This is a genomic window from Bombilactobacillus bombi, assembly GCF_003522965.1.
Classification (GTDB): Bacteria; Bacillota; Bacilli; order Lactobacillales; family Lactobacillaceae; genus Bombilactobacillus; species Bombilactobacillus bombi.
On sequence record NZ_CP031513.1, the window covers coordinates 35,227 to 54,969 of the forward strand.

Genomic DNA, 19,743 nt, shown 5'->3' on the forward strand with positions numbered 1-19,743 from the left:
CTTTCGTCATTAGCGAAAAGAAAGAGATAATAATAACGTGCAAATTCCCAAAAGTATTTTTGAAATTAAGCAAATTGCCAAACAAATTATTCGGCGTGAACCCATGAGTATCTTGAAATTAGGCTGGGCGCCTTTGTTATTGTTGATGGGATTGATTTATTTGGCGATGCAGTCATTAATGCAATTTTCCAGTCAATTTTCTCCTAATGTTACTTACAATCAAGTTTATACTGCGATGGCCAAATGGTTGAACAATAATCCACAAGTGTATTTATATGTGACTGAAGGACGTTTGGCATATTTTTTGGTTTCCATTGGGGTCGCTTTTACTTGTTTAGATCTGATTCGTCAGCCCAAACAAGCACCTCATTGGGATGGCGCATGGCAAGTATTTTCTGGACGTTATTTTTTTTCCACTATTGCGTTATGGCTAATTGTATTTGTGCTTTGTCGAGTGGGGTTGCTGTTAACTTCATTTTTGGGGTTATTGGTCATGTTATTTATTAGATATAGCTTTTTGATGAGTTATTTTATCTATAAAGATTTGACGCAAAAACAGTCATTAACCTGGAGGCAAACATTACAAACTCTTAATTTGAGCTGGCAGTTAATGCGAGGTCATCGAATGAGATTATTTTTCTTGGATGTTAGTTTTTGGGGTTGGGATTTATTAAATTATTTTTCAATGGGTGCTTTTAATTTATATGTGGCCCCGTATAAAGCTGCGAGTTATGCCGTTTTTTACCAAGATTTAATCAATTTGAATGGCAATAATCTAGGTGTTAAATAAAGTCTATAATATAAAGACCAGAAAAGATTACTAATTCTGGTCTTTATTTTTTTCGACAAAGATAAAATCAGTAGTTTTGCGGCTTAAAGTTAATTCTTGACCAGTAGCGGTTTTAATTAATAGGGAATCATCAAAAGGTAAATGCTGGATTACGGTGATTGTTTGATTGAGATTTAAATTTAATTTTGAGAAATAATTTAAAAATTCGCGATTATCAAAAATTCGAACTATTTTAACAGGGGTCATAGTTTCTACTTCACTTAATACCAAGTCATCATCATCAGTTTCCCCTTGTCCATTACCTGGAATAATACTGCCATGAGGACAACGTTGCGGAAATTGCAAAAAACTATTTAAGGCATGTAATAATTGGTCATCAGTTGAATGTTCTAAGGAATCTGCTGCTTGATTTACATTAATAATGGTATAATGTAGATTGTTAACCAAGAATACTTCCCAGATTCGATGTTTTTTGACTAGGTTTTCAGCTAATTGTTTGCCTTTAGTTGTTAAAGCAATAGCATTATAAGGCGTATGTTCAATAAAGCCAGCTTGAGTCAAATTAGAGAGCATTTCTGTAACTGAAGGGGCGCTGACATGCATCATTTCGGTAAGACGTTTATTGGTAACTTTCTGAAAACTGTGCTGTAATTCAAAGATGTTTTTCAAGTAGTCTTCTTTACTGGGGGACAATTGTTTAACCTCTTCTTATAATAAGTTTAATAATCTTATTATAAGATGTTGAAGATTAGGGCGCAATTTTATTTAAGAGGAGATTGTAAAAATGCAAGCACGTCGATTTGATATTTTTAGTTTAATCATTGGGATTTTTTCGTTATTTGTCGGGTATGAGATTATCAGTCATCCTGTTTCTGGTCTCATTACGATTATGTTGCTATTAGGTATGTTTTCGTTAATAAGAGGAATTTATCAATGCTGGTTAGCTTTTCGTGTTCATCAGCTTATGATGAATAGTCGCATTGGCTGGTTAGTTTTTTCCGCAATTGTGGATATCTTGTTGGGAATTATCTTTTTGTTTAACTTACCATTAGGTCTGACTACAATGATTTATATGTTGGCATTTTGGTTTATTATAGATGGAATTGCTGAACTCAGTTTAGCACCAATTTATCGGTGGTTTGGTAAAAGTTATCATTGGGTAATTATTATTTTGGCTGTTATTAGTATTATTGCTGGTATTATCTTATTGTTCCGGCCGATGATTGGTGGCGTATTAATCGTTACCATGGCAGCTGTTTATTTCTTGATGTCTGGTATTTTGGAAATTGTTGAAGCTTTTTAAAAAAATCTCTGCTCAAGCCTATTTTTTGTTGGCAAAATAATAATTTTTTGGTATTATAAATAGGTATTGAGTTGCCATCTTAGCTCAGCAGGTAGAGCGCCACCGTGGTAAGGTGGAGGTCGTCGGTCCGAATCCGATAGATGGCTTATATTGTGGTAAGGAACACTTTCCTTTTTGGAAAGTGTTTTTTTATTAATTTATTATAAAAATATTAATGGTAAGTTGGATAAATATTCGTTATAATTAAAAACATCTAATTCAATATTAACTAATAATCATGAATGGGGTGTTTAGATGGAAAATGATAAGAAACAACCAGCAATGCGTGGCAGTATGAAAATGGTTGTGGCACTGATGATTGGATATTCAATTATTTATATGGATAAGCAAATGGTTTCCGCAGCCATGGTACCTATCAGCAAGCAGTTTAGTTTGACTTCAACGCAGACTGGTTATATTATGAGTGCTTTTTTCTTAGCATATTGCTTGATGAGCATTCCTAGTGGTTGGTTAGTTGATAAATTTGGTTCGAAGAATATTCTTTTATTATCATTATGTTTAACAGCGTTATTTGCCTTTGCTTTTGGGTGGGCTAATGGTTTAATATTTTTTATGTTAATGCGTTTTGGCTCAGGTATTGGCCATAGTGGCTATCCTTCTGCAGCTTCTAAAGCTATTGCAGAAAATTTTGATTCAGAAAAACGAGTTTTTATGCAGTCGGCAATTCTAACAACTACTGGAATTGGCGCTATCTTAGCTTTTACGATTGGTACACGGGTAATTGCGATTAATTGGCGCTATGGTTATTTTTTATTAGGAGCTTTATTTTTAATTGCGCTTGTAGTGATCGCCTTATGTATACCTAAATATCAAGCAACTGCTGTGAAGCAAACTGCAACGACCCCTGTACAAAAAGTTAGTTTAGGACAAGTTTTAAGCGATTCTAATGTCTTAGTTTTAGCTTTGATAATGGTTCTGATTAACATTGCTGCTTATGGTAGTTCATCTTGGATGCCGACTTATTTAACCAAGACTTATCATTTATCATTAAGTAGTGCAGGTAACTTATTGGCTCTAAATGCTATTTGGCAAATTGTCGGAAGTCTCGGAACTGGGATAGTTTTATCGAAATGGTTTGCTGGACAACAGAAACGCTTTCTTATTATAACAGCTACAACAGGCATGTTGTCGACGATCGTAATGGTTTCTTTTCATAATTTAATGTTAGCTGCTGTGATGATGGCTATTTCTAATTTGACTATTGTTGCCACATTTACTGGTTCATTTACTTGGTCACAGCGCTTATTTACGGAAGATCGGATTGGTTCAGCTACAGGTGTATTGAATTTTGGTGGTACTTTTGGTGGAGTTTTAGGACCGATGTTAGCAGGATTTTTGGTGGATGCATTTAAAGGTAGTTTTGTTGTAGCTTTTGTTGTTTTAGGAGTATTACTGTTTGTAAGCAGTTTGTTAACACTCTTTATTAAAACTACAGCTAAGTAAAAAATTTATATCAATAAATTATTAAAAGACAGAGATAGTAGCTTATCTCGGTCTTATTTTTATCTTCAAAAATAACTTTCTGGGAAATGAAGAGAGAAATCCTTGTTTTGCAACTAGTTATAGATTGCTAAAGTCGGTATACTAACACTGCAATCGTCTTCATTGGACTTTAGTAAAGGAGATTAAATGATGCAAAAAATGAGATGGAATCAAGATTGGCAATTTTGGCAGGATCATAATTCGTTTGCCTTACTTTGGAATGTACCAGAAACCGCCAAGAAAGTTAATTTACCTCATGATGCGATGTTAGAACAGCCAGCAAATCCCCAAAATAGTAACGGTGGCAATACTGGTTATCGTGACGGGGGAACATATATTTATACCAAAAATTTGTTCGTAACCAAAGATGAAAAAGACCACATTTTTCAGTTAAAATTTGAAGGTGTTTATATGAACACTTTTGTTTTTGTGAATGGGCAGCTTGCAGCGAAGCGGCCTTATGGCTATTCAACTTTTTATGTAGAATTAAATAAATTTTTACAATATGATGCTGATAATGAAATTCGAGTACAAGTTAAAACAGGAGCAATGCCTAATAGCCGCTGGTATTCTGGTGCGGGTATCATTCGTGATGTTTATTTATTAACCAGTGCTAAGCGGACTTATTTGCAACCTGATGCCTTACAAATTACAACACAACAAGCCAATAAGCAACAGGCTACTGTGATGATTTCAGCAATAGTTCATAATCAAACTACAGAAATACAAGATCAATTACAGCTAAATACGCAAATATTTGATGAAAATAATAACTTAGTGATACAAGATAGCAGCCCAATCGTAATTAATAGTCAAGATCAGCAGCAATGGCAACAGCGCTTATCTTGGTTGAATCCGCAATTATGGAGTGGGGAAGACCCACATTTATATCGTTGCGTAGTCCAATTAACTGATTTACAACAAGCAGTTGTTGATCAGATGGAGGCTGTTTTTGGAGTACGAATTTTAACTTTAGATGCACATCACGGCTTGCAAGTGAATGGACAAACGGTTAAATTACGCGGAGCCGGCATTCATCATGATAGTGGCTTACTAGGTGCGGCTACTTATGACGTAGCTGCTTATCGCCAAATTAAGTTATTGAAGCAAGCAGGATTTAATGCAATTCGCATGGCCCATCAACCGGCAGCTGCTTCTTTACTACGAGCATGTGATGAATTAGGCATGTATGTAATGGATGAAACTTTCGATATGTGGAACCGTAGTAAATCCGATTATGATTATGGGTTGTATTTTCAAGAGTGGTGGCAAGCAGATGTTCGTTCAATGGTTGCTAAAGATTTTAACCATCCAAGTGTAGTGATGTATTCTATCGGTAATGAAATTCCTGAAATAGCTACTAATCAGGGTGTTCAATTAAGTGCTCAAATCAGTCAACTAATCCAGCAATTAGATCCAACTCGTTATACATTAGCAGCAGTTAATGGCTTATTTTCCGTCGGCAATGATTTAATTCCAATTGTAGAAAGAGTTGCTAAGCAACAAAATGATTCTGCAGATATTCAAGGCAATGTTAATGATTTTATGACTGCTATGAATCAGTATTTGGACCAGATTATTGTTGATGACAAAATATCGCATCAATTGGATAAGGTTTTTGCAACGACAGATATTGCTGGTTATAATTATATGACTGCCCGTTATGAGCATGACGTCCAAGCTCATCCGCAACGTTTGTTGATTGGAACAGAAACTTATCCACCGCAAATTGGGGAAAATTGGCCACTAGTACAAAAGTATAATCAGATTATTGGAGATTTCACTTGGACTGGCTGGGATTATATCGGTGAAGCGGGTGTTGGCATTCCTGGTTATCAATTTGGTGAAGGTGGATTTGGTGCACAATATCCTGCACAACTAGCGTATGTGGGTGATTTAGATATTACAGGTTTTAGACGTCCACTTTCTTATTATCGAGAAATTGTTTTTGGTCGTCGTCAAAAGCCATATATAGCTGTCCAAAATCCGCATCACTATGGGGAAACACTGCAAAAAACACCTTGGATGCTCAGTGATACTATTTCTAGCTGGACCTGGGATGTAAAAGAACATGCGCCAATTATAGTTGAAGTATATAGTCCAGGTACTGAAGTCGAATTACGTCTTAATCAGCAAGTTATAGCTCGTAAACCAGTTGCTGATAGTTTCAGAACTTTATTTGAGCTTGAGTATCTGCCGGGACAATTAACCGCAGTAGCCTATAATCATGACCAAGAGTTAGGAAGTTATACTTTACAAACTGCTACCAAGCAGCATCCACAATTGCGTTTAAGTGTGGAAAATAATGTACAGCTTATGAACTCTCGACTCAGCTATCAACAGGGAATCAATGGCGATATTTATTATGTTAATATCGAGATGGTGGATGAAGCAGACAATCTAATTACAGATAATGATCAAGAATTACAAGTTCAACTAGATAATCAGCAAGATCAAATTTTAGGTTTTGGTAGCGGTAATCCCAAACCGCTGAAGCCTTTTAATTCATTGCAAACAACTACTTTTAATGGGCGAGCGCTGGCGATTATTTTAAAACAGCACAATCAACAACCAGCTTTATTAACAGTTACAGGTAATAATTTACCCTCAAAAACTATTACTTATTAAATTTGTTATTAGAGCAGACTGCCCGCTATTATTATGCAGCCTTGTTAACAAAAAAAGCGAAGACAAAATTTTGTCTTCGCTTTTTAGTTTTTAAAGGTTATTTAGTAACATTAACTGTTAACTTCTTGCCGTCAACCAAAGTGGTTAAATGATAACCATTAATGTCTTTAGTCTGCTTAGCACCCTTGTTCTTTTTAGCTTTGTTTACTAAGTCTGTTAAATCAGAGTTTTTAATGCCTAAACCGGCGGCTGTTGCACCAATATTAGCCTTGGTTTCGGAACTAGCAACATCAGTGATTTCCAATTGAATACTATAAATAGTAGTTTGATTACTCAAAATCCGATAAGTTGTCACTGGACTAAACATGATGTTCATAGGACGATCAAGCTTAGGCATTTTTGTTGGCATTTTTGCATCCATCTTTTTGGCGCCGTTAAAACCCTTCGCAAATTTAGCACTGCTAATTACAGCAGTTGGTTTGTCTACAGTAACTTTAATGGGTTTGCTCAAGTTTTGCTTTTGACTAACGGTTACTTTACGAGTATTCAAAGATGCTGGCAAAGAAATGGTAAATTTTTTGTTTTTGACAGTAGTTGTATCTTTTTGGCCATCAGCCACTTGATAATAAACTTTATCACCTTTGGTAGAACTACCACTGATTTGTTGCTTGATTCCATCATCACTAGGTGTTACTTTTGCGCTAAAAGGTTTGACAGGTTGTTGAGAACTAGTTTTGCTGGAGTTATTACCACAGCCAGTTAATATAAAGGCCAAACTAGCAACAGCAATTGTTACTTTTTTGTTAAACATTAATTTAAACCACACTTTCTTTATTATTCTTAATGGTTTCATTATAACAGTTTTTACAATAGTAATTATGAAGAAAGAATGATTTTTAAACAATAAAATTGATTTGAGCTTCATAGCTACTTAATGTTATAATGCCTTAGTATTTATCAAACTAAGCAGGTGAATTTATGCAAGCATTAAAATCTCCTTCTATTCGAGTGATTTGGTACATAATTTGGCTAGCTTTGGTAATTTTTTCACAGAAACTAGAACAGCTATGTTTAGGTAATAAGGGATTGAATCCATTAATGGCTGTTATTTTTGTGGTTTTATCAGGGCTAATCTTATTTTTTATGTGGGCACGTTATCAGCATGAACAACAATGTTTTAATTCTCCTACCAACAGCTTACATCAGGGAATAACGGAATTTTTTGGTTTGATTGCTTTTGCTATTATTGCCATTGGTCTATTTATGATGCTGATTAGTTATTTAAAGGCTATGGGGCGCTTTCCATATCTAATCAATCGTGCTGATTATTTAGATCGGGGATCCATCGCTTTTTGGTTCGATTTATTAGCTACTTCATTAGTTATTGCCATTGAACAACAATTTGTGACCACCGGTTTTTTCTTTAATTATTTTTTAAGACGTAACTCTTTAGGTAGTGCTTTAGCAGGGATTTTTTTAAGTGGCTTAATTTATGGTTTGTTGAATTTAGAAGTGCTTCATTGGATCAATTTCTTTATTTATATGGCTATTGGTTGGATGCTGGCGACTATATATTTATCAACTCAAAATTTTCGTATTTGTGTAATGATGGCAGTTTTTATAGCCATTCTTAAGGTTATTTTAATTTAGAAGTTATATTTATAAACAAAGAGGATAAGTGTATAGGAAAAAACTAAATATTAGAATTACAAAAAAACTTTAGTTTAATTCGTCTTATCAATCAGTAAGAAAGCTGGATTAGCACGGACAATAGTATATTTAAAATTTAGAGTTTGTTATAATAATTTGCGTGGAGAAGTTAAAGGCGGTGGCGCTCTTATAGTGGGAGGTGGTGCTGATGGTGTAAATCATTCAGTTACAGATCCTAACGAAAGGAGTAGCCTAGGTGTCCATTGCGGACATTCTACAATTATTTCTGGTTATAATTAGTGTTGGCACATTCGGCATTGAGTTAATCAGATTGATTATAGAATTGATGAAATTCAACCGAAAAAAATAACCGCCTTACTTTGACCAGTAGCGGTTAGAATAATTTGTTGCTGCGTCACCGTCTTAAACGGCTCTGCATGAGAGTTGGTGCTAGCACACCAGCTCTTTTCTTTACATATAGTATAACATATAGCTATTAGTTTTGAAGTGATTAATCTTATCTATCTTTAAATTTCTTTCTTATGTTGTAGATATTGAGCTCGGATTAATTAAAGCAATCAGTAGAACAAGAGAAAAGGGAAAATATACCCCTTTTTTTAATCTTGAAATACTGGAGTATGCTCGTCTAAATACACAATCGCATAATGAATATTTTTTCTTACCCGCGCTTTTCAAAATTAAGATCACCAATATCTAATTTATATATTTGCTTAAATCCACACATCAATATTTCAACAATGTAGATTTTATAATGAATTAGAACTAAAAAATCTAAAGTAACACTTGATTTCATTATTTATGTAGTAAACACCATCTATCAACTCATCAACTGTTAGATGGTGTTGTATCGCTATATTACCCAAGGCATCATCAATACCTAAATTCTATATTAATTTTCAGCTATCCGCGTACCAGCCTCAAGGGTGTTATCTAGCTTATAAATAGATTGAATATCAATAATTACAACAGCTCCCCGATTAAATCTCTCTATAACAGGTTTTGGTAATAATTTTTCAGTAACTTCGTCGTTTTCATGAAGATGAGCAACGCCCTCAAAGCGAAAGCCCTTTTGGGCTTTTTTATCAGCTACGGCCACTGCTACTCGACCATTAGAGATGATATTATTGTAAGCATGACGAAATGTGTGCTCATAATATACTAAATGCTGATCATCTAACACATGCAATGATCCTTTCGGCCCAACTTTAGGATAGCCATCTTTATCAACTGTGGCCAAAAATGCGAACTGTTCTCCAATCATAGTTTTCATTTCTTCTGTTAAACTTTGCATAGTAATATCCTCCATAATAATTTACGTTAAAATCTTTTAAGTTACTTTTGACATTACCACCTAAGAAAAGTTCTGTCTAATGAAATGATTGGATAAACTAGGGCAGAAAAGTTACAAGATCTAAAAGCTAAGACTATCACTACGGAGATAATAAAATTGCTAGTAGATTTGCGATTGCAAATTTTTAGTAATTTTATTGTTGACAATTATTAGAAATGGATTTATTATAATGAACAATTAATTAAAAAGCTGTGAGAAAGTTCTATTATAATAGCTCCACTACTCAGCGAGCTTTGATTGGTGTAAGAAAGCTAGATGACTATTATAATAATCGCTTTTGAGCAATGTGGTGAATAAAGTAGCTGGCATTGGTGACACCCAATATCGTGTTTGCGTATAGTTTTGTTTGTACGCAGTAAGAGAGTCAATAATGACTCTATCTATAAGGTGGTACCGCGCTTTGCGCCCTTTAGTCAAATTTTTGACTAAAGGGTTTTTTTGTTTCAATAAAAGGAGTGATGTCGATGATTAGTCAGATTAAGGAATTGGTGGAATGACAATAAGATAATTAATTTGGAGGAATTGATATGAAAACTGAAGGTGATCTTAATCCGAACCCATTAACTTGGAAGGATTACTTAGTAGTTGGGTCTTTATTATTTGGTTTGTTTTTTGGAGCTGGGAATTTAATTTTCCCTTTGCATTTAGGACAACTTTCTGGAGCCAATTGGGGCACTGCAATGGTAGGCTTTTTAGTAACAGCAGTTTTATTACCTTTGTTATCAGTCTTAGCAGTTAGTATTACACGTTCTGAGGGTGTCTATGATATTGGACTACCGTTAGGGTCAACTTTTGCATTAATTTTTATGGTATTAATTCATGCAGCGATTGGGCCATTGTTTGGTACACCTCGGACGGCCACAGTATCTTTTACGGTGGGGTTAGCACCATTATTACCAAGCAGTTGGGCTCATAGTGGTTTGTTAGTATTTTCAGCGTTGTTCTTTTTGTTGGCGTTTGTGATTTCATATCGAGAATCAAGTATTTTATCTAGTATAGGTAAAGTCTTAAATCCACTTTTTTTGTTGTTATTACTTGTCGTCTTTTTATTAGCTTTTTTAAATCCTATTAGCGCTGCCGGTGCACAGCCAGTGACAACAGCTTATCAACACAATGCCTTTTTTAATGGCTTTTTACAAGGGTACAACACCATGGATGCTTTGGCTGGTTTAGCTTTTGGGGTTACAGTTGTCACAGCTGTTAAGCAAATGGGTAAGACAACACCTAAAAGTAATGCTAAAGTAACCGCCAAGGCTGGTGTTTTGGCTACTGCTTTAATCGGATTAATCTATGTCGTTTTGATTTGGTTGGGTGCAACAACTTTAGGTCGCTTTAAATTGTCAGCTGATGGTGGGATTGCATTTAGCCAATTAGTTAATTTTTATTTAGGACGTACAGGTCAAGTATTATTAGCAGTTTTAATCACAGTAACTTGTTTAACTACTGCTGTAGGACTTGTAGCAGCATTTGCTCAGGATTTTCATCAACATTTTCCTAAAGTTAGCTATCATGTTTGGTTAGCTTTGACATGTTTGGCATCATTTTTGACAGCTAACTTTGGTTTAGATACGATTATTTCTTGGTCCACACCTTTATTAATGTTCTTATATCCTTTTGCAATGGTTTTGATTTTATTATCAATCTTTTCACCATTATTTAAACGCGATTCGCGTGTTTATGTCTGGACAGTAGGTTTAACAACAATTGCTGCTGTTTTAGATATGATTGCCGCTTTTCCGCCTGTAATCAGTCAAACAGTATGGGCTAAAGCTTTAGGAGCATGGCAACAGCGGTTTTTGCCTTTCGCGAGTTTAGGCATGGATTGGGTAGTACCCGCAGCTGTAGGAGCTTTCATTGGTTTATGTTGGCATTTTGGCAGTCAATATCGCGCTAAAACCCTAACAACAAAATACGCCCACCAAGATAATTAGTGGACGTAATAATTAAAATTTTTTGAAGATAAGACTGTGAGGTTTTACTTGATTGAAAATAGCTGCCCTTTGAGGTCCGCAGACAAAAAACAACTCATGTAAAGCCCGAGTGGCAATCGTATAAAGAATGCCACAGTCACCATCTGAATGATAGTTGAAGGTCGAAACATCATAGCCAATCACACTATCAAATTCTAAGCCCTTAGCTAAATAAACTGGCAAAACAACGATTCCTTGTGGAATTTTAGTATGTTGTTCCTGTAATAACTGTGCATGATTACCCCAAAATTCGGCTAAATGTTGTGCTTGTTGATTAGTTTTAGTAATAATAGCAACACGACGCTGGTTTTGAACTTGTTGTTGAGCTAACTTTAAAGTGAAATTAGGCAGTTTTTGTTCATCGCCTGAAAATAAAATGGGAGTTTTTCCTGAACGATTAAAAGCTTGGATTTTGGCACCTGATGGAATAAATTGTTTAGCTAAATTGGTAATTGCGGCTGTTGCCCGATAACTTTGATTGAGTGTAATTAGAGTAGATTTTTTATGGGGAATTAATTTGGTTAAATTATAAAAACGCTGTTGTGACAGAGTATCATGCGCATAAACGTTTTGCTCAATATCACCTAGTAGGGTCAATTTAGCATTAGGAAATGAATTTTGAATATAGGCTAACTGCAAAGCAGAATAGTCTTGCATTTCATCAATAAATAAATATTTAATGCGCTGGTTTTGACCACTGCCCGTAACCAATTGCTGCAAATATAATATTGCGGTTGCATCATCTAATTGTAAATAATGACGCTCGAGATTGGCACTAATTTCAACAATCATTTCTTGCCAAATAGATGGAGTAATTGCAGCGGGTTGTAAGTGGGATAAAAAGTGCTGATATAGTTGGAACACATCAAAAAAATAATCATTATAAATAGCATCGTAAACAGGTAGATAATGTTGTTTGACAAGGTAACGAGCCAAGATGTGTTGCTGTTGTTGACTAGAGTATTGTTCCAGATGTTCTTGTTGATCAATTGCTTGATATTGAGAACTAGAGAGATTATCAATCGCGTCAATAACCCAATCAGCTTGTTCTTCTTCATGAAGAAAGTGTTGTAATTGTTTGATTAAATGATTTTTAGTTTGTAAAAATTTATCAGCACTCGCTAAGGCTTGTGGTAATTGTTGATAGATATCTTGAATTTGTTTTTTAGTAAAAAAAACCTGCCCTTCAAATATTAAGTCTGTAAATGCTAAACTTAAATCAGCGTGTTGAGCATATTTTTGTAAAGCTTGTGCAAATTCAATGCTATCTTTATATTGACGAATTTGTTGAGTGCTTACAGCAAAAGTGGTTTGCTCTTGTTCGAAACGTTCAAATAATGTCTGAATCTTCAATCCATGCAAACGCCGGGCTAAAAAGGTTTGCAAAGTGACTTGTCGCATATTATTTTCACCTAAGCTGGGCAATACCTCGGCAATATAATTAGAAAAAAGATTGTTCGGTGAAAATAAAATAATTTGTTCGGCATTTAATTGTTGTCGACTATGATAAAGCAAATAAGCAATTCGTTGCATAATAGTAGAGGTTTTGCCTGAGCCGGCAGCACCTTGAACAATTAGTAATTCTGATTTGGTGTCACGAATAATTTGATTTTGTGATTGCTGAATAGTAGCAACAATATTTTTCATTTGCGCGCTGCTAGCTTGACCAAGAGCATTTTTAAGAATTTCGTCACCAATAGTTTCATTGGTGTCAAACATATTATCAATATGACCTTGCCGAATTGAAAACTGACGTTTGCGCTGCAAATCAACATTTTGAGTGCCCATGGGTGATTCGTATTTAACAGTACCTAAAGTGCCATTATAATAAATGCTGGCAATGGGTGCTCGCCAATCATAAACCCAGAATTCACCATTTTCATCACTTAAAGAAGCAGTGCCGATATATAGAGTGTCATTTTCGCCAGCTTCTTGAATGTCAATACGACCAAAGTAAGGGGATCCTTCTAGCGCGTGTAATTCTTTTTCCTTATGTTGCAGAATCTCTTCATTACTAACGGCACTAGTCATCAATTGGCGTTGCTGTTGTAAAGTGGCATTAGTCTCAATAATATCATCTGTTTCGATATAATTAGCGCGCGTATTCGCTCCAAAGTTCAATTCTACTTGTCGACGTTCATGTTGAGCTTTATCAATATCGGCGCTGGTTTCTTGTAATTGTTGCTCGATTAATTGCGTGACAAAATCTACACGTCGTTGTTCAGCTTGTTTACTTTCGTTGGGAAACTGCATTTTTGTCAACCATCCTTATTGTTCGTCAAGTATTGTACTGGTCTATGAACTTAATGTAAAGTATATTGCTAATTATCCCAAATCACGAAATTAAGATTGTGGTATAATATGCTTAAAGTTGTTTAAACCAGAGTGCAAAGTATTTAGCAATAGGGAAATCAGAAACTAGTCGGTGGTTGTAAGACTAGCCCGAGTTGATAAAGAAGTGGAGCTTTGGGTATTTGGTAGCCAGTGCCCTAAACTGGAAATAAGCGGCAAATATTTAATTTGCAAAACAGGTGGTACCGCGTTAATTACGTCCTATTGTTCAAGTGAACAATGGGATTTTTTTATATAAAATAAAGGAGAAGAATATGGCTAAACATACAATTTTAACTGCAGACCGACCAACTGGAAAGTTACACATTGGTCATTACATTGGATCTTTAAAAAATCGCGTTAAATTACAAAATACTGGTGATTATCGTACTTTTATTATGATTGCAGATATGCAAGCTTTAACTGACAATGCCCGCAATCCTGAAAAAATTCGGCGTAGCTTAATTGAAGTAGCTTTGGATTATCTGGCTGTAGGCATTGATCCTAAAAAATCAACAATCTTTGTTCAATCGCAAATCCCGGCTTTGAATGAATTGACGATGTATTATTTGGATTTAGTCACTCTTGCACGATTGAAACGTAATCCTACTGTAAAAGCAGAAATTCAACAAAAAAATTTTGGTGGAAGTGTGCCCGCTGGATTTCTTGCTTATCCTGTTAGTCAAGCCGCTGATATTACTGCTTTTAAGGCTGATACGGTGCCTGTAGGGGATGATCAAGAGCCAATGCTGGAACAAGCTCGAGAAATTGTTCGAACTTTCAATACTACTTATCAACGCGAAGTTTTGGTTGAACCAGAGGGCTTATTCCCACCAAAGGGTCAAGGACGATTACCGGGCTTAGACGGAAATGCGAAAATGAGCAAATCATTAAATAATGCGATTTATTTGTCGGATAGTGCCGATGAAGTCCACCAAAAAATCATGAAAATGTACACCGATCCTCAGCATGTTCATGTGGAAGATCCTGGTCGAATTGAAGGCAATACAGTATTTGAATATTTGGATGTTTTTGGCACTGATCAAGACCAAATTGCTGATTTGAAGGCCCATTATCAGGCTGGTGGTTTAGGAGATGTCAAAGTAAAACGTTATTTAGAAGAAGTTTTAAATGAAGTTCTAGATCCTATTCGCCAACGCCGGCAGGTATATGAACAAGATTTAGGCGAGGTCTATCGGATTTTACAAGAAGGCAGTCAAACAGCCAACGAAGTAGCAGAGCAAACCTTAAGTGAAGTGCGTGCTGCGATTGGGGTTAATTATTTTGATTAGATGAAAAATCATTTGTATCAATAATACGGTTTAGCCCGAGCAAGAGTGCATAAGATTAAATCTAAAATAGCGGAATCATAGTATACTTAGGATTGTATAATATTTTCGTAGAGAAACTAAAAGCAGTAGCACTCTTGCTAGAACTTATTAAACTAAACCAAAAAAATAATCGCCTTCTATTTTGGAAGTTAGCGATTATTAAATAATAATATAATTGAGATACTCAATGTCTTAAACGAATCTACTCAAGAGTTGGTGTTAACGCACCAGCTCTTTTGTTTACATATAATCTATAAGCTTACTAATTCTTTAAAGGGGGTAATAAGGGATGCTGTTTCTCTCCCCAATAAAGCACTGACGCCATTCAGAAATCTTTAAAAGGTTACCAGCACAAACCATTGTTTAAGTTTTTACATTTGTTGAGATTAATTCTAGAACTTATATTTTTTGATTCTTAATTTAAATACTTTTTGACGGCCGCTAATAAGTCAGGTTCATTATTAACAATTGTGCCGTTTAACTTAATAAGTCCAGTGGTATATAAATTGAGATAATGAAATTGATTTTCAGCTATTTGACTTAAAGCTTGAAGCTTTTCTTGATTATCCGCTCCTTGTTGGCGAGTATCTGTATAAAGACCAATAACTGGAATCTGTTTGGCATAAGCAACACCGATTTCTGTGGCAACACCATTATCAATCGTATTGCCATCTAAAATGGCTACCATTAAATCACTATGAACTAATTGTTCAGTATCAGCTTGTGCAATCATTGTAGAATCGGCATATGCCTGCTTATCGTTGATATCACCATTTTCTTGGGGTAAGTATAAGTCAATGTCTGGACTTAATTGGCGAATTTGTTGGGCTAATTGGGCATTATAATTAATTTCAGCTTGGGAAAATAACGCATTTGCAAAATAAATTTTCATAATAATCTCCTTTAATATTTAACAGTAAAATTGGTCGGCTGTACTGCTTGAACAACGGGATGCTTTTGAAAATAATCACTAATTAATTCTGTCATATCAATTTGAACTTCACGGATAATTTTATCAGAACTAAACATCGAATAATTACCATTGCCAGCAGCACGATAGCGATTTAAAGTAACTTCTAATTCTTGTTGCGGTAATACATCTTGTCCATGATACTGCAATTTGACTACTCGCTGACCTACAGGTTGTTGGAGGTCAAATTCATAATCAATACCACTATAAATATCATAATTATAGTGTTGCACTTTCGGTTGGAGAAAGTCTGCTGCTACTTGTACTTGTCCATTCTCTACTACAAAATAGCTGGCGGCTTGTTCAAGTGCTGCTTTCATTTCGGCGCCAGTAATAACTTCAACTGCCAGTGTATTAGCAAAAGGGTAACTAGTCAAGATGTTACGCAAACTAACTCTATGGCCAAAACCGGGCACATCATTATTAAATAAAGCTGTGCCGGCAATATCGGTTTGAGTAGCTGCCATTTGGACTTTGTTGATAAAGTCTAAATAAGGATGATTATGCAATCTAGCTTGCATGGGGTCTGAAATGATCATATCACCGTTAATTTGACCTTGAACTTGATCCAACCAAGTTTGAACTTGCTGTTCCAAATTAGAACTGAGCGCTTGTAAGTCGGCGTCTAATTTTGCTGTTGAAACTTCGTGTAGTTGAGCATTTTGCTTGATAATGTGATTATCAGCATCTAATTCTAGGGTGATTTCACCAACATAACGGCCTTGATAACCAGGTTGAGTGACGGGGATGCCATTAACTTTAGTAGCAATACTTCGATGTTGATGTCCGGTAACTAAAGCATCAATACCAGGTACTTCTTGCAACAATTGACTGCCTTCGTTTTCACCGGTTAGCTCTTCAGTAGGTTGATTAGTTTTTAAGTCACGCTCAAAACCACCATGATAAGCTACGATGATAATATCAACCTGCTTTCGTAGTTGAGGAATTAACGTTTTGGCAGTTTGGACGACTGAGTCAAATTGCCAGCCTTGAATATGGCGTGGATCTTCCCAATGAGGAATATACTGCGTAGTAAAACCGACAATCGCAATTTTTAGGCCTTGATGTTCAATTATTTTATAAGGAGCATCTATGACGGAACTGTTCGTTTGAATATTAGCGGCTAAAATAGGATAATGGCGGTTTTGTTCACAATTTTGGAGATAATCAATTCCATAATTAAATTCATGATTACCCAAAATTCCTACATCGTAGCCAATTTTATTGGTCAATTGCATGTACATTGCCTGTGCTTGTGGGTCGATTTTGGCCGCATAATATGTCAGTGGTGATCCTTGGATAAAATCACCATTTTCAATCGTAATTACTAAATCATCTGCAGCACTATTTTGCCGGATGCGATTAATAATACTGGCTGCTTTCAATAAGCCTAAGGGCCTAGTGTCATCTGGTTTACTATAGTTTGTAGGATACCAATAACCATGTACATCACTAGTTGAAAGGATTTTTATCTTCATTAAGCTAGCTTCTTTCTTAGATTTCCAGAAATCCAATCAATCATTGTTACCATAATAATAATTCCTATTAAAATGATTCCCATCCGACTCCAATTTCTGGTTTGAATAGCAAATAACAAGGGAGTTCCAATACCGCCTGCACCTACCATTCCAAGAATAGATGCAGAACGGACTGCAATTTCAAAGCGATAAAGTGTGTAGGACAAAAATTCAGGCATAATTGTAGGTAAAGTGGCCATCATTAAAACCTGGAGTCGATTGCCACCAACACTGATTAAGGCTTCACTTGCGCGATAATCCATATTTTCAATAGCTTCGCTGAATAACTTACCTAGCATGCCAATTGAGTGAATGCTGACAGCTAATACACCAGCGAATGAACCAGGACCAACAGCTTTGATGAACATTATTGCCAGAACAATTTCAGGAAAAGTTCTGATCACTGTTAAAATAATTTTACCAGAATTGGAGCGGGGATGTCCGATTATTTCTTTAGAATTATGGGCTGCCCAAAAAGCGAAGGGAATACTTAACAAAGCGGAAATAAAAGTTCCCAAGAAAGCAATCGCTAACGTCTGAACTATAAGGCTAGTTAAATCTTCCCCGGAACCGTCATAAATATATTTCCAATCTGGATGAATTAGACCATTACAAATTGATTTTACAACATCCCCAGCAGAATCTTTAATGCCAGAGAAACTGATACCTTGAAAACTCCACCAATAAACCAAGACAATGATAATTGCCACTATTAACCAAGTATATCTATTTTTTGAATTAAATTTTTTCACAATAATTTCTCCCGTAAATAGTTACTTAAGCCATCAATAATTAAGACAACTACTAAAATAGCTAAAATAATGACAGCAGTTTGTTGGTAGTTAAAAGAATCTAACGACCTTTGTAAATAAACTCCGATTCCTCCTGCCCCTAAGTAACCTAAAACTGTAGAAGCACGGACATTAATTTCTAATGTATATAAAAAGTAACTAACAAAATTATTTATTACTTGTGGGAGAACAGCAAAAACAATAATTTGAATTTTATTGGCACCAACAGCTTGCAAAGCTTCTAAAGGTCCAGAATCAATGGTTTCTATAGCTTCGTAAAATAACTTAGAAACCATTCCAAAGGAAAAAATAGCTAAGGTTAGAATACCTGCTAAAGGACCAATTCCCACAATGGCTACAAATAAAGCTGCCAGCATTAAATCAGGTAAGGTACGTATGATATTGAGTAAGAAGCGAATACTGGTCGTGACAATTTTATTAGTAACAATATTGCGTGCTGCAAATACACAAATAGGAAGAGCAATTATCGAACCTAAAGTGGTACCAATCAATGCCATTTTGATAGTTTCTATAATTGGCTGGATAACTACTGTGACGTATGACCATTGAGGATGAGCCATTTTTTTAAATAAATCGAAAAACTGGGAAAAATTTTGATTAAGACTACTCCAATTAATGCCACATACTTTGGCACTACCAATTAGTAATATTACAAATATTAAAACTGAACTCAAACTTTTAAGATGCCATTTTTGCATTAAAGTACGCTGGGGTAAGTGATTCATCTTTGAACCTCACTTCCAGATTCTTGTGATTGATAGATTTCATCAAAATCAACATCTTGAACTTGGTTAATAGGCTTATCATAAATTAATTCACCTGCACGTAGTCCAACAATTCGATCCGCAAATTGTTTGGCAATTGATACTGAGTGAAGATTGACAAGAATGGTAATTCCTAATTCTTGATTCAGCTTTTTTAAATCATTCATTACTGCTGTGGTTGTCATTGGATCTAAAGATGCGATTGGTTCATCAGCCAATATTATTTTAGGATCTTGCATCAAAGCCCGTGCAATCGCAACTCGCTGTTGCTGACCACCGGACAAAGCATCGGCTCGTGTATATAATTTTTCAGCTAAATTAACTTGTTGCAAAGCCGCAACTGCCTTTCTTTTATCTGCTGTAGAAAATAGATTACAGATACTTTTAAGAGTTGAATAATAGCCTACTCGTCCTGATAAGACATTTCTTTGGACAGTTGATCTTTTAACAAGATTAAAGTCTTGAAAAATCATGCCAATATTTCGGCGGAGGTCTCGTAATTGTTTACCATGATAATTAATAATGGAATGATTGTTAACCAAAATGTCACCACTTGAAATAGAGTGCATTCGATTAATTGTTCTTAAAAGTGTACTTTTACCAGCTCCAGACAAGCCTACTATTACAACAAATTCACCTTTTTTAATATCCAGATTAATATGTTTTAAGCCAATTGTTCCATTATCATATGTTTTTGAAACATCGCGTATAGAGATTATAGGGTTTGTCATTTTTACCTTTCTATAAAAAAAGGCCCGATTGG

General features: G+C 35.4%; 17 protein-coding genes and 1 tRNA gene. 9 read left to right on the forward strand and 9 right to left on the reverse strand.

All coding sequences use genetic code 11. The features are described 5' to 3' along the window. Positions 1-37 precede the first annotated feature (37 nt). The gene (locus DS830_RS00125; RefSeq protein ID WP_118907858.1) at positions 38-790 is read left to right on the forward strand and encodes a DUF975 family protein; all 753 of its coding nucleotides are present in this window, start codon (positions 38-40) and stop codon (positions 788-790) included. A 30-nt stretch (positions 791-820) separates the two neighbouring features. Here DS830_RS00125 and DS830_RS00130 read toward each other — a convergent pair whose 3' ends face one another. Continuing rightward, positions 821-1,483: a metal-dependent transcriptional regulator gene (locus tag DS830_RS00130; RefSeq protein ID WP_118899623.1), complete on the reverse strand. Its 663-nt coding sequence runs from the start codon at positions 1,481-1,483 to the stop codon at positions 821-823. A 91-nt stretch (positions 1,484-1,574) separates the two neighbouring features. Here DS830_RS00130 and DS830_RS00135 point away from each other — a divergent pair, with 91 nt between their 5' ends. From DS830_RS00135 to DS830_RS00150, 4 genes are all read left to right on the forward strand, one after another. Beyond that, complete coding sequence (locus tag DS830_RS00135) at positions 1,575-2,093, forward strand: HdeD family acid-resistance protein (RefSeq protein ID WP_118907859.1); 519 nt, start codon at positions 1,575-1,577, stop codon at positions 2,091-2,093. Positions 2,094-2,166: 73 nt separating this feature from the next. Further along, positions 2,167-2,239, forward strand: a tRNA-Thr gene (locus DS830_RS00140). A 148-nt stretch (positions 2,240-2,387) separates the two neighbouring features. Further along, on the forward strand, positions 2,388-3,596 hold the full coding sequence (locus tag DS830_RS00145) for an MFS transporter (protein WP_118899619.1): 1,209 nt from the start codon (positions 2,388-2,390) through the stop codon (positions 3,594-3,596). A 189-nt stretch (positions 3,597-3,785) separates the two neighbouring features. Beyond that, positions 3,786-6,263, forward strand: coding sequence for a glycoside hydrolase family 2 protein (locus DS830_RS00150; protein ID WP_118907860.1), 2,478 nt, complete (start codon positions 3,786-3,788; stop codon positions 6,261-6,263). 97 nt (positions 6,264-6,360) lie between these two features. Here DS830_RS00150 and DS830_RS00155 read toward each other — a convergent pair whose 3' ends face one another. Then, the gene (locus DS830_RS00155; RefSeq protein WP_118907861.1) at positions 6,361-7,074 is read right to left on the reverse strand and encodes a hypothetical protein; all 714 of its coding nucleotides are present in this window, start codon (positions 7,072-7,074) and stop codon (positions 6,361-6,363) included. A 167-nt stretch (positions 7,075-7,241) separates the two neighbouring features. Between DS830_RS00155 and DS830_RS00160 the strand changes: the two genes are divergently transcribed. Together DS830_RS00160 and DS830_RS08930 are read left to right on the forward strand one after the other, a co-directional pair. Continuing rightward, positions 7,242-7,913: a CPBP family glutamic-type intramembrane protease gene (locus tag DS830_RS00160; protein ID WP_118907862.1), complete on the forward strand. Its 672-nt coding sequence runs from the start codon at positions 7,242-7,244 to the stop codon at positions 7,911-7,913. Between the two features lie 156 nt (positions 7,914-8,069). After that, entirely contained in the window at positions 8,070-8,213 is a 144-nt protein-coding gene (locus DS830_RS08930; protein ID WP_205526787.1) for a hypothetical protein, read from the forward strand. Positions 8,214-8,823: 610 nt separating this feature from the next. Here DS830_RS08930 and DS830_RS00165 read toward each other — a convergent pair. Continuing rightward, the gene (locus DS830_RS00165) at positions 8,824-9,225 is read right to left on the reverse strand and encodes a pyridoxamine 5'-phosphate oxidase family protein (protein ID WP_118899611.1); all 402 of its coding nucleotides are present in this window, start codon (positions 9,223-9,225) and stop codon (positions 8,824-8,826) included. Between the two features lie 587 nt (positions 9,226-9,812). Here DS830_RS00165 and brnQ point away from each other — a divergent pair. Continuing rightward, complete coding sequence (brnQ, locus tag DS830_RS00170; protein ID WP_118907863.1) at positions 9,813-11,216, forward strand: branched-chain amino acid transport system II carrier protein; 1,404 nt, start codon at positions 9,813-9,815, stop codon at positions 11,214-11,216. Positions 11,217-11,228: 12 nt separating this feature from the next. Here brnQ and helD read toward each other — a convergent pair whose 3' ends face one another. Then, entirely contained in the window at positions 11,229-13,508 is a 2,280-nt protein-coding gene (helD, locus tag DS830_RS00175) for an RNA polymerase recycling motor HelD (RefSeq protein WP_118907864.1), read from the reverse strand. Between the two features lie 353 nt (positions 13,509-13,861). Here helD and trpS point away from each other — a divergent pair, with 353 nt between their 5' ends. Continuing rightward, positions 13,862-14,878 (forward strand): tryptophan--tRNA ligase, encoded by a 1,017-nt coding sequence (trpS, locus tag DS830_RS00180; RefSeq protein ID WP_118899605.1) that lies wholly within the window; start codon positions 13,862-13,864, stop codon positions 14,876-14,878. 454 nt (positions 14,879-15,332) lie between these two features. Here trpS and DS830_RS00185 read toward each other — a convergent pair whose 3' ends face one another. From DS830_RS00185 to phnC, 5 genes are read right to left on the reverse strand one after another with little or no spacing between them, the layout of a single operon-like run. After that, a complete protein-coding gene (locus tag DS830_RS00185; protein ID WP_118899603.1) occupies positions 15,333-15,809 on the reverse strand; it encodes a nucleoside 2-deoxyribosyltransferase in 477 nt (158 codons plus the stop codon). Positions 15,810-15,820: 11 nt separating this feature from the next. Then, on the reverse strand, positions 15,821-17,365 hold the full coding sequence (locus DS830_RS00190) for a bifunctional metallophosphatase/5'-nucleotidase (protein WP_118907865.1): 1,545 nt from the start codon (positions 17,363-17,365) through the stop codon (positions 15,821-15,823). Continuing rightward, complete coding sequence (gene phnE / locus DS830_RS00195) at positions 17,365-18,156, reverse strand: phosphonate ABC transporter, permease protein PhnE (RefSeq protein WP_240366808.1); 792 nt, start codon at positions 18,154-18,156, stop codon at positions 17,365-17,367. The genes DS830_RS00190 and phnE (DS830_RS00195) overlap by 1 nt, the downstream gene beginning before the upstream one ends. Next, positions 18,153-18,941, reverse strand: coding sequence for a phosphonate ABC transporter, permease protein PhnE (gene phnE / locus DS830_RS00200; protein ID WP_118907867.1), 789 nt, complete (start codon positions 18,939-18,941; stop codon positions 18,153-18,155). Before phnE (DS830_RS00200) ends, phnE (DS830_RS00195) begins: the two co-directional genes overlap by 4 nt. Next, positions 18,938-19,711: a phosphonate ABC transporter ATP-binding protein gene (gene phnC / locus DS830_RS00205; RefSeq protein WP_118907868.1), complete on the reverse strand. Its 774-nt coding sequence runs from the start codon at positions 19,709-19,711 to the stop codon at positions 18,938-18,940. Before phnC ends, phnE (DS830_RS00200) begins: the two co-directional genes overlap by 4 nt. Positions 19,712-19,743 lie beyond the last annotated feature (32 nt).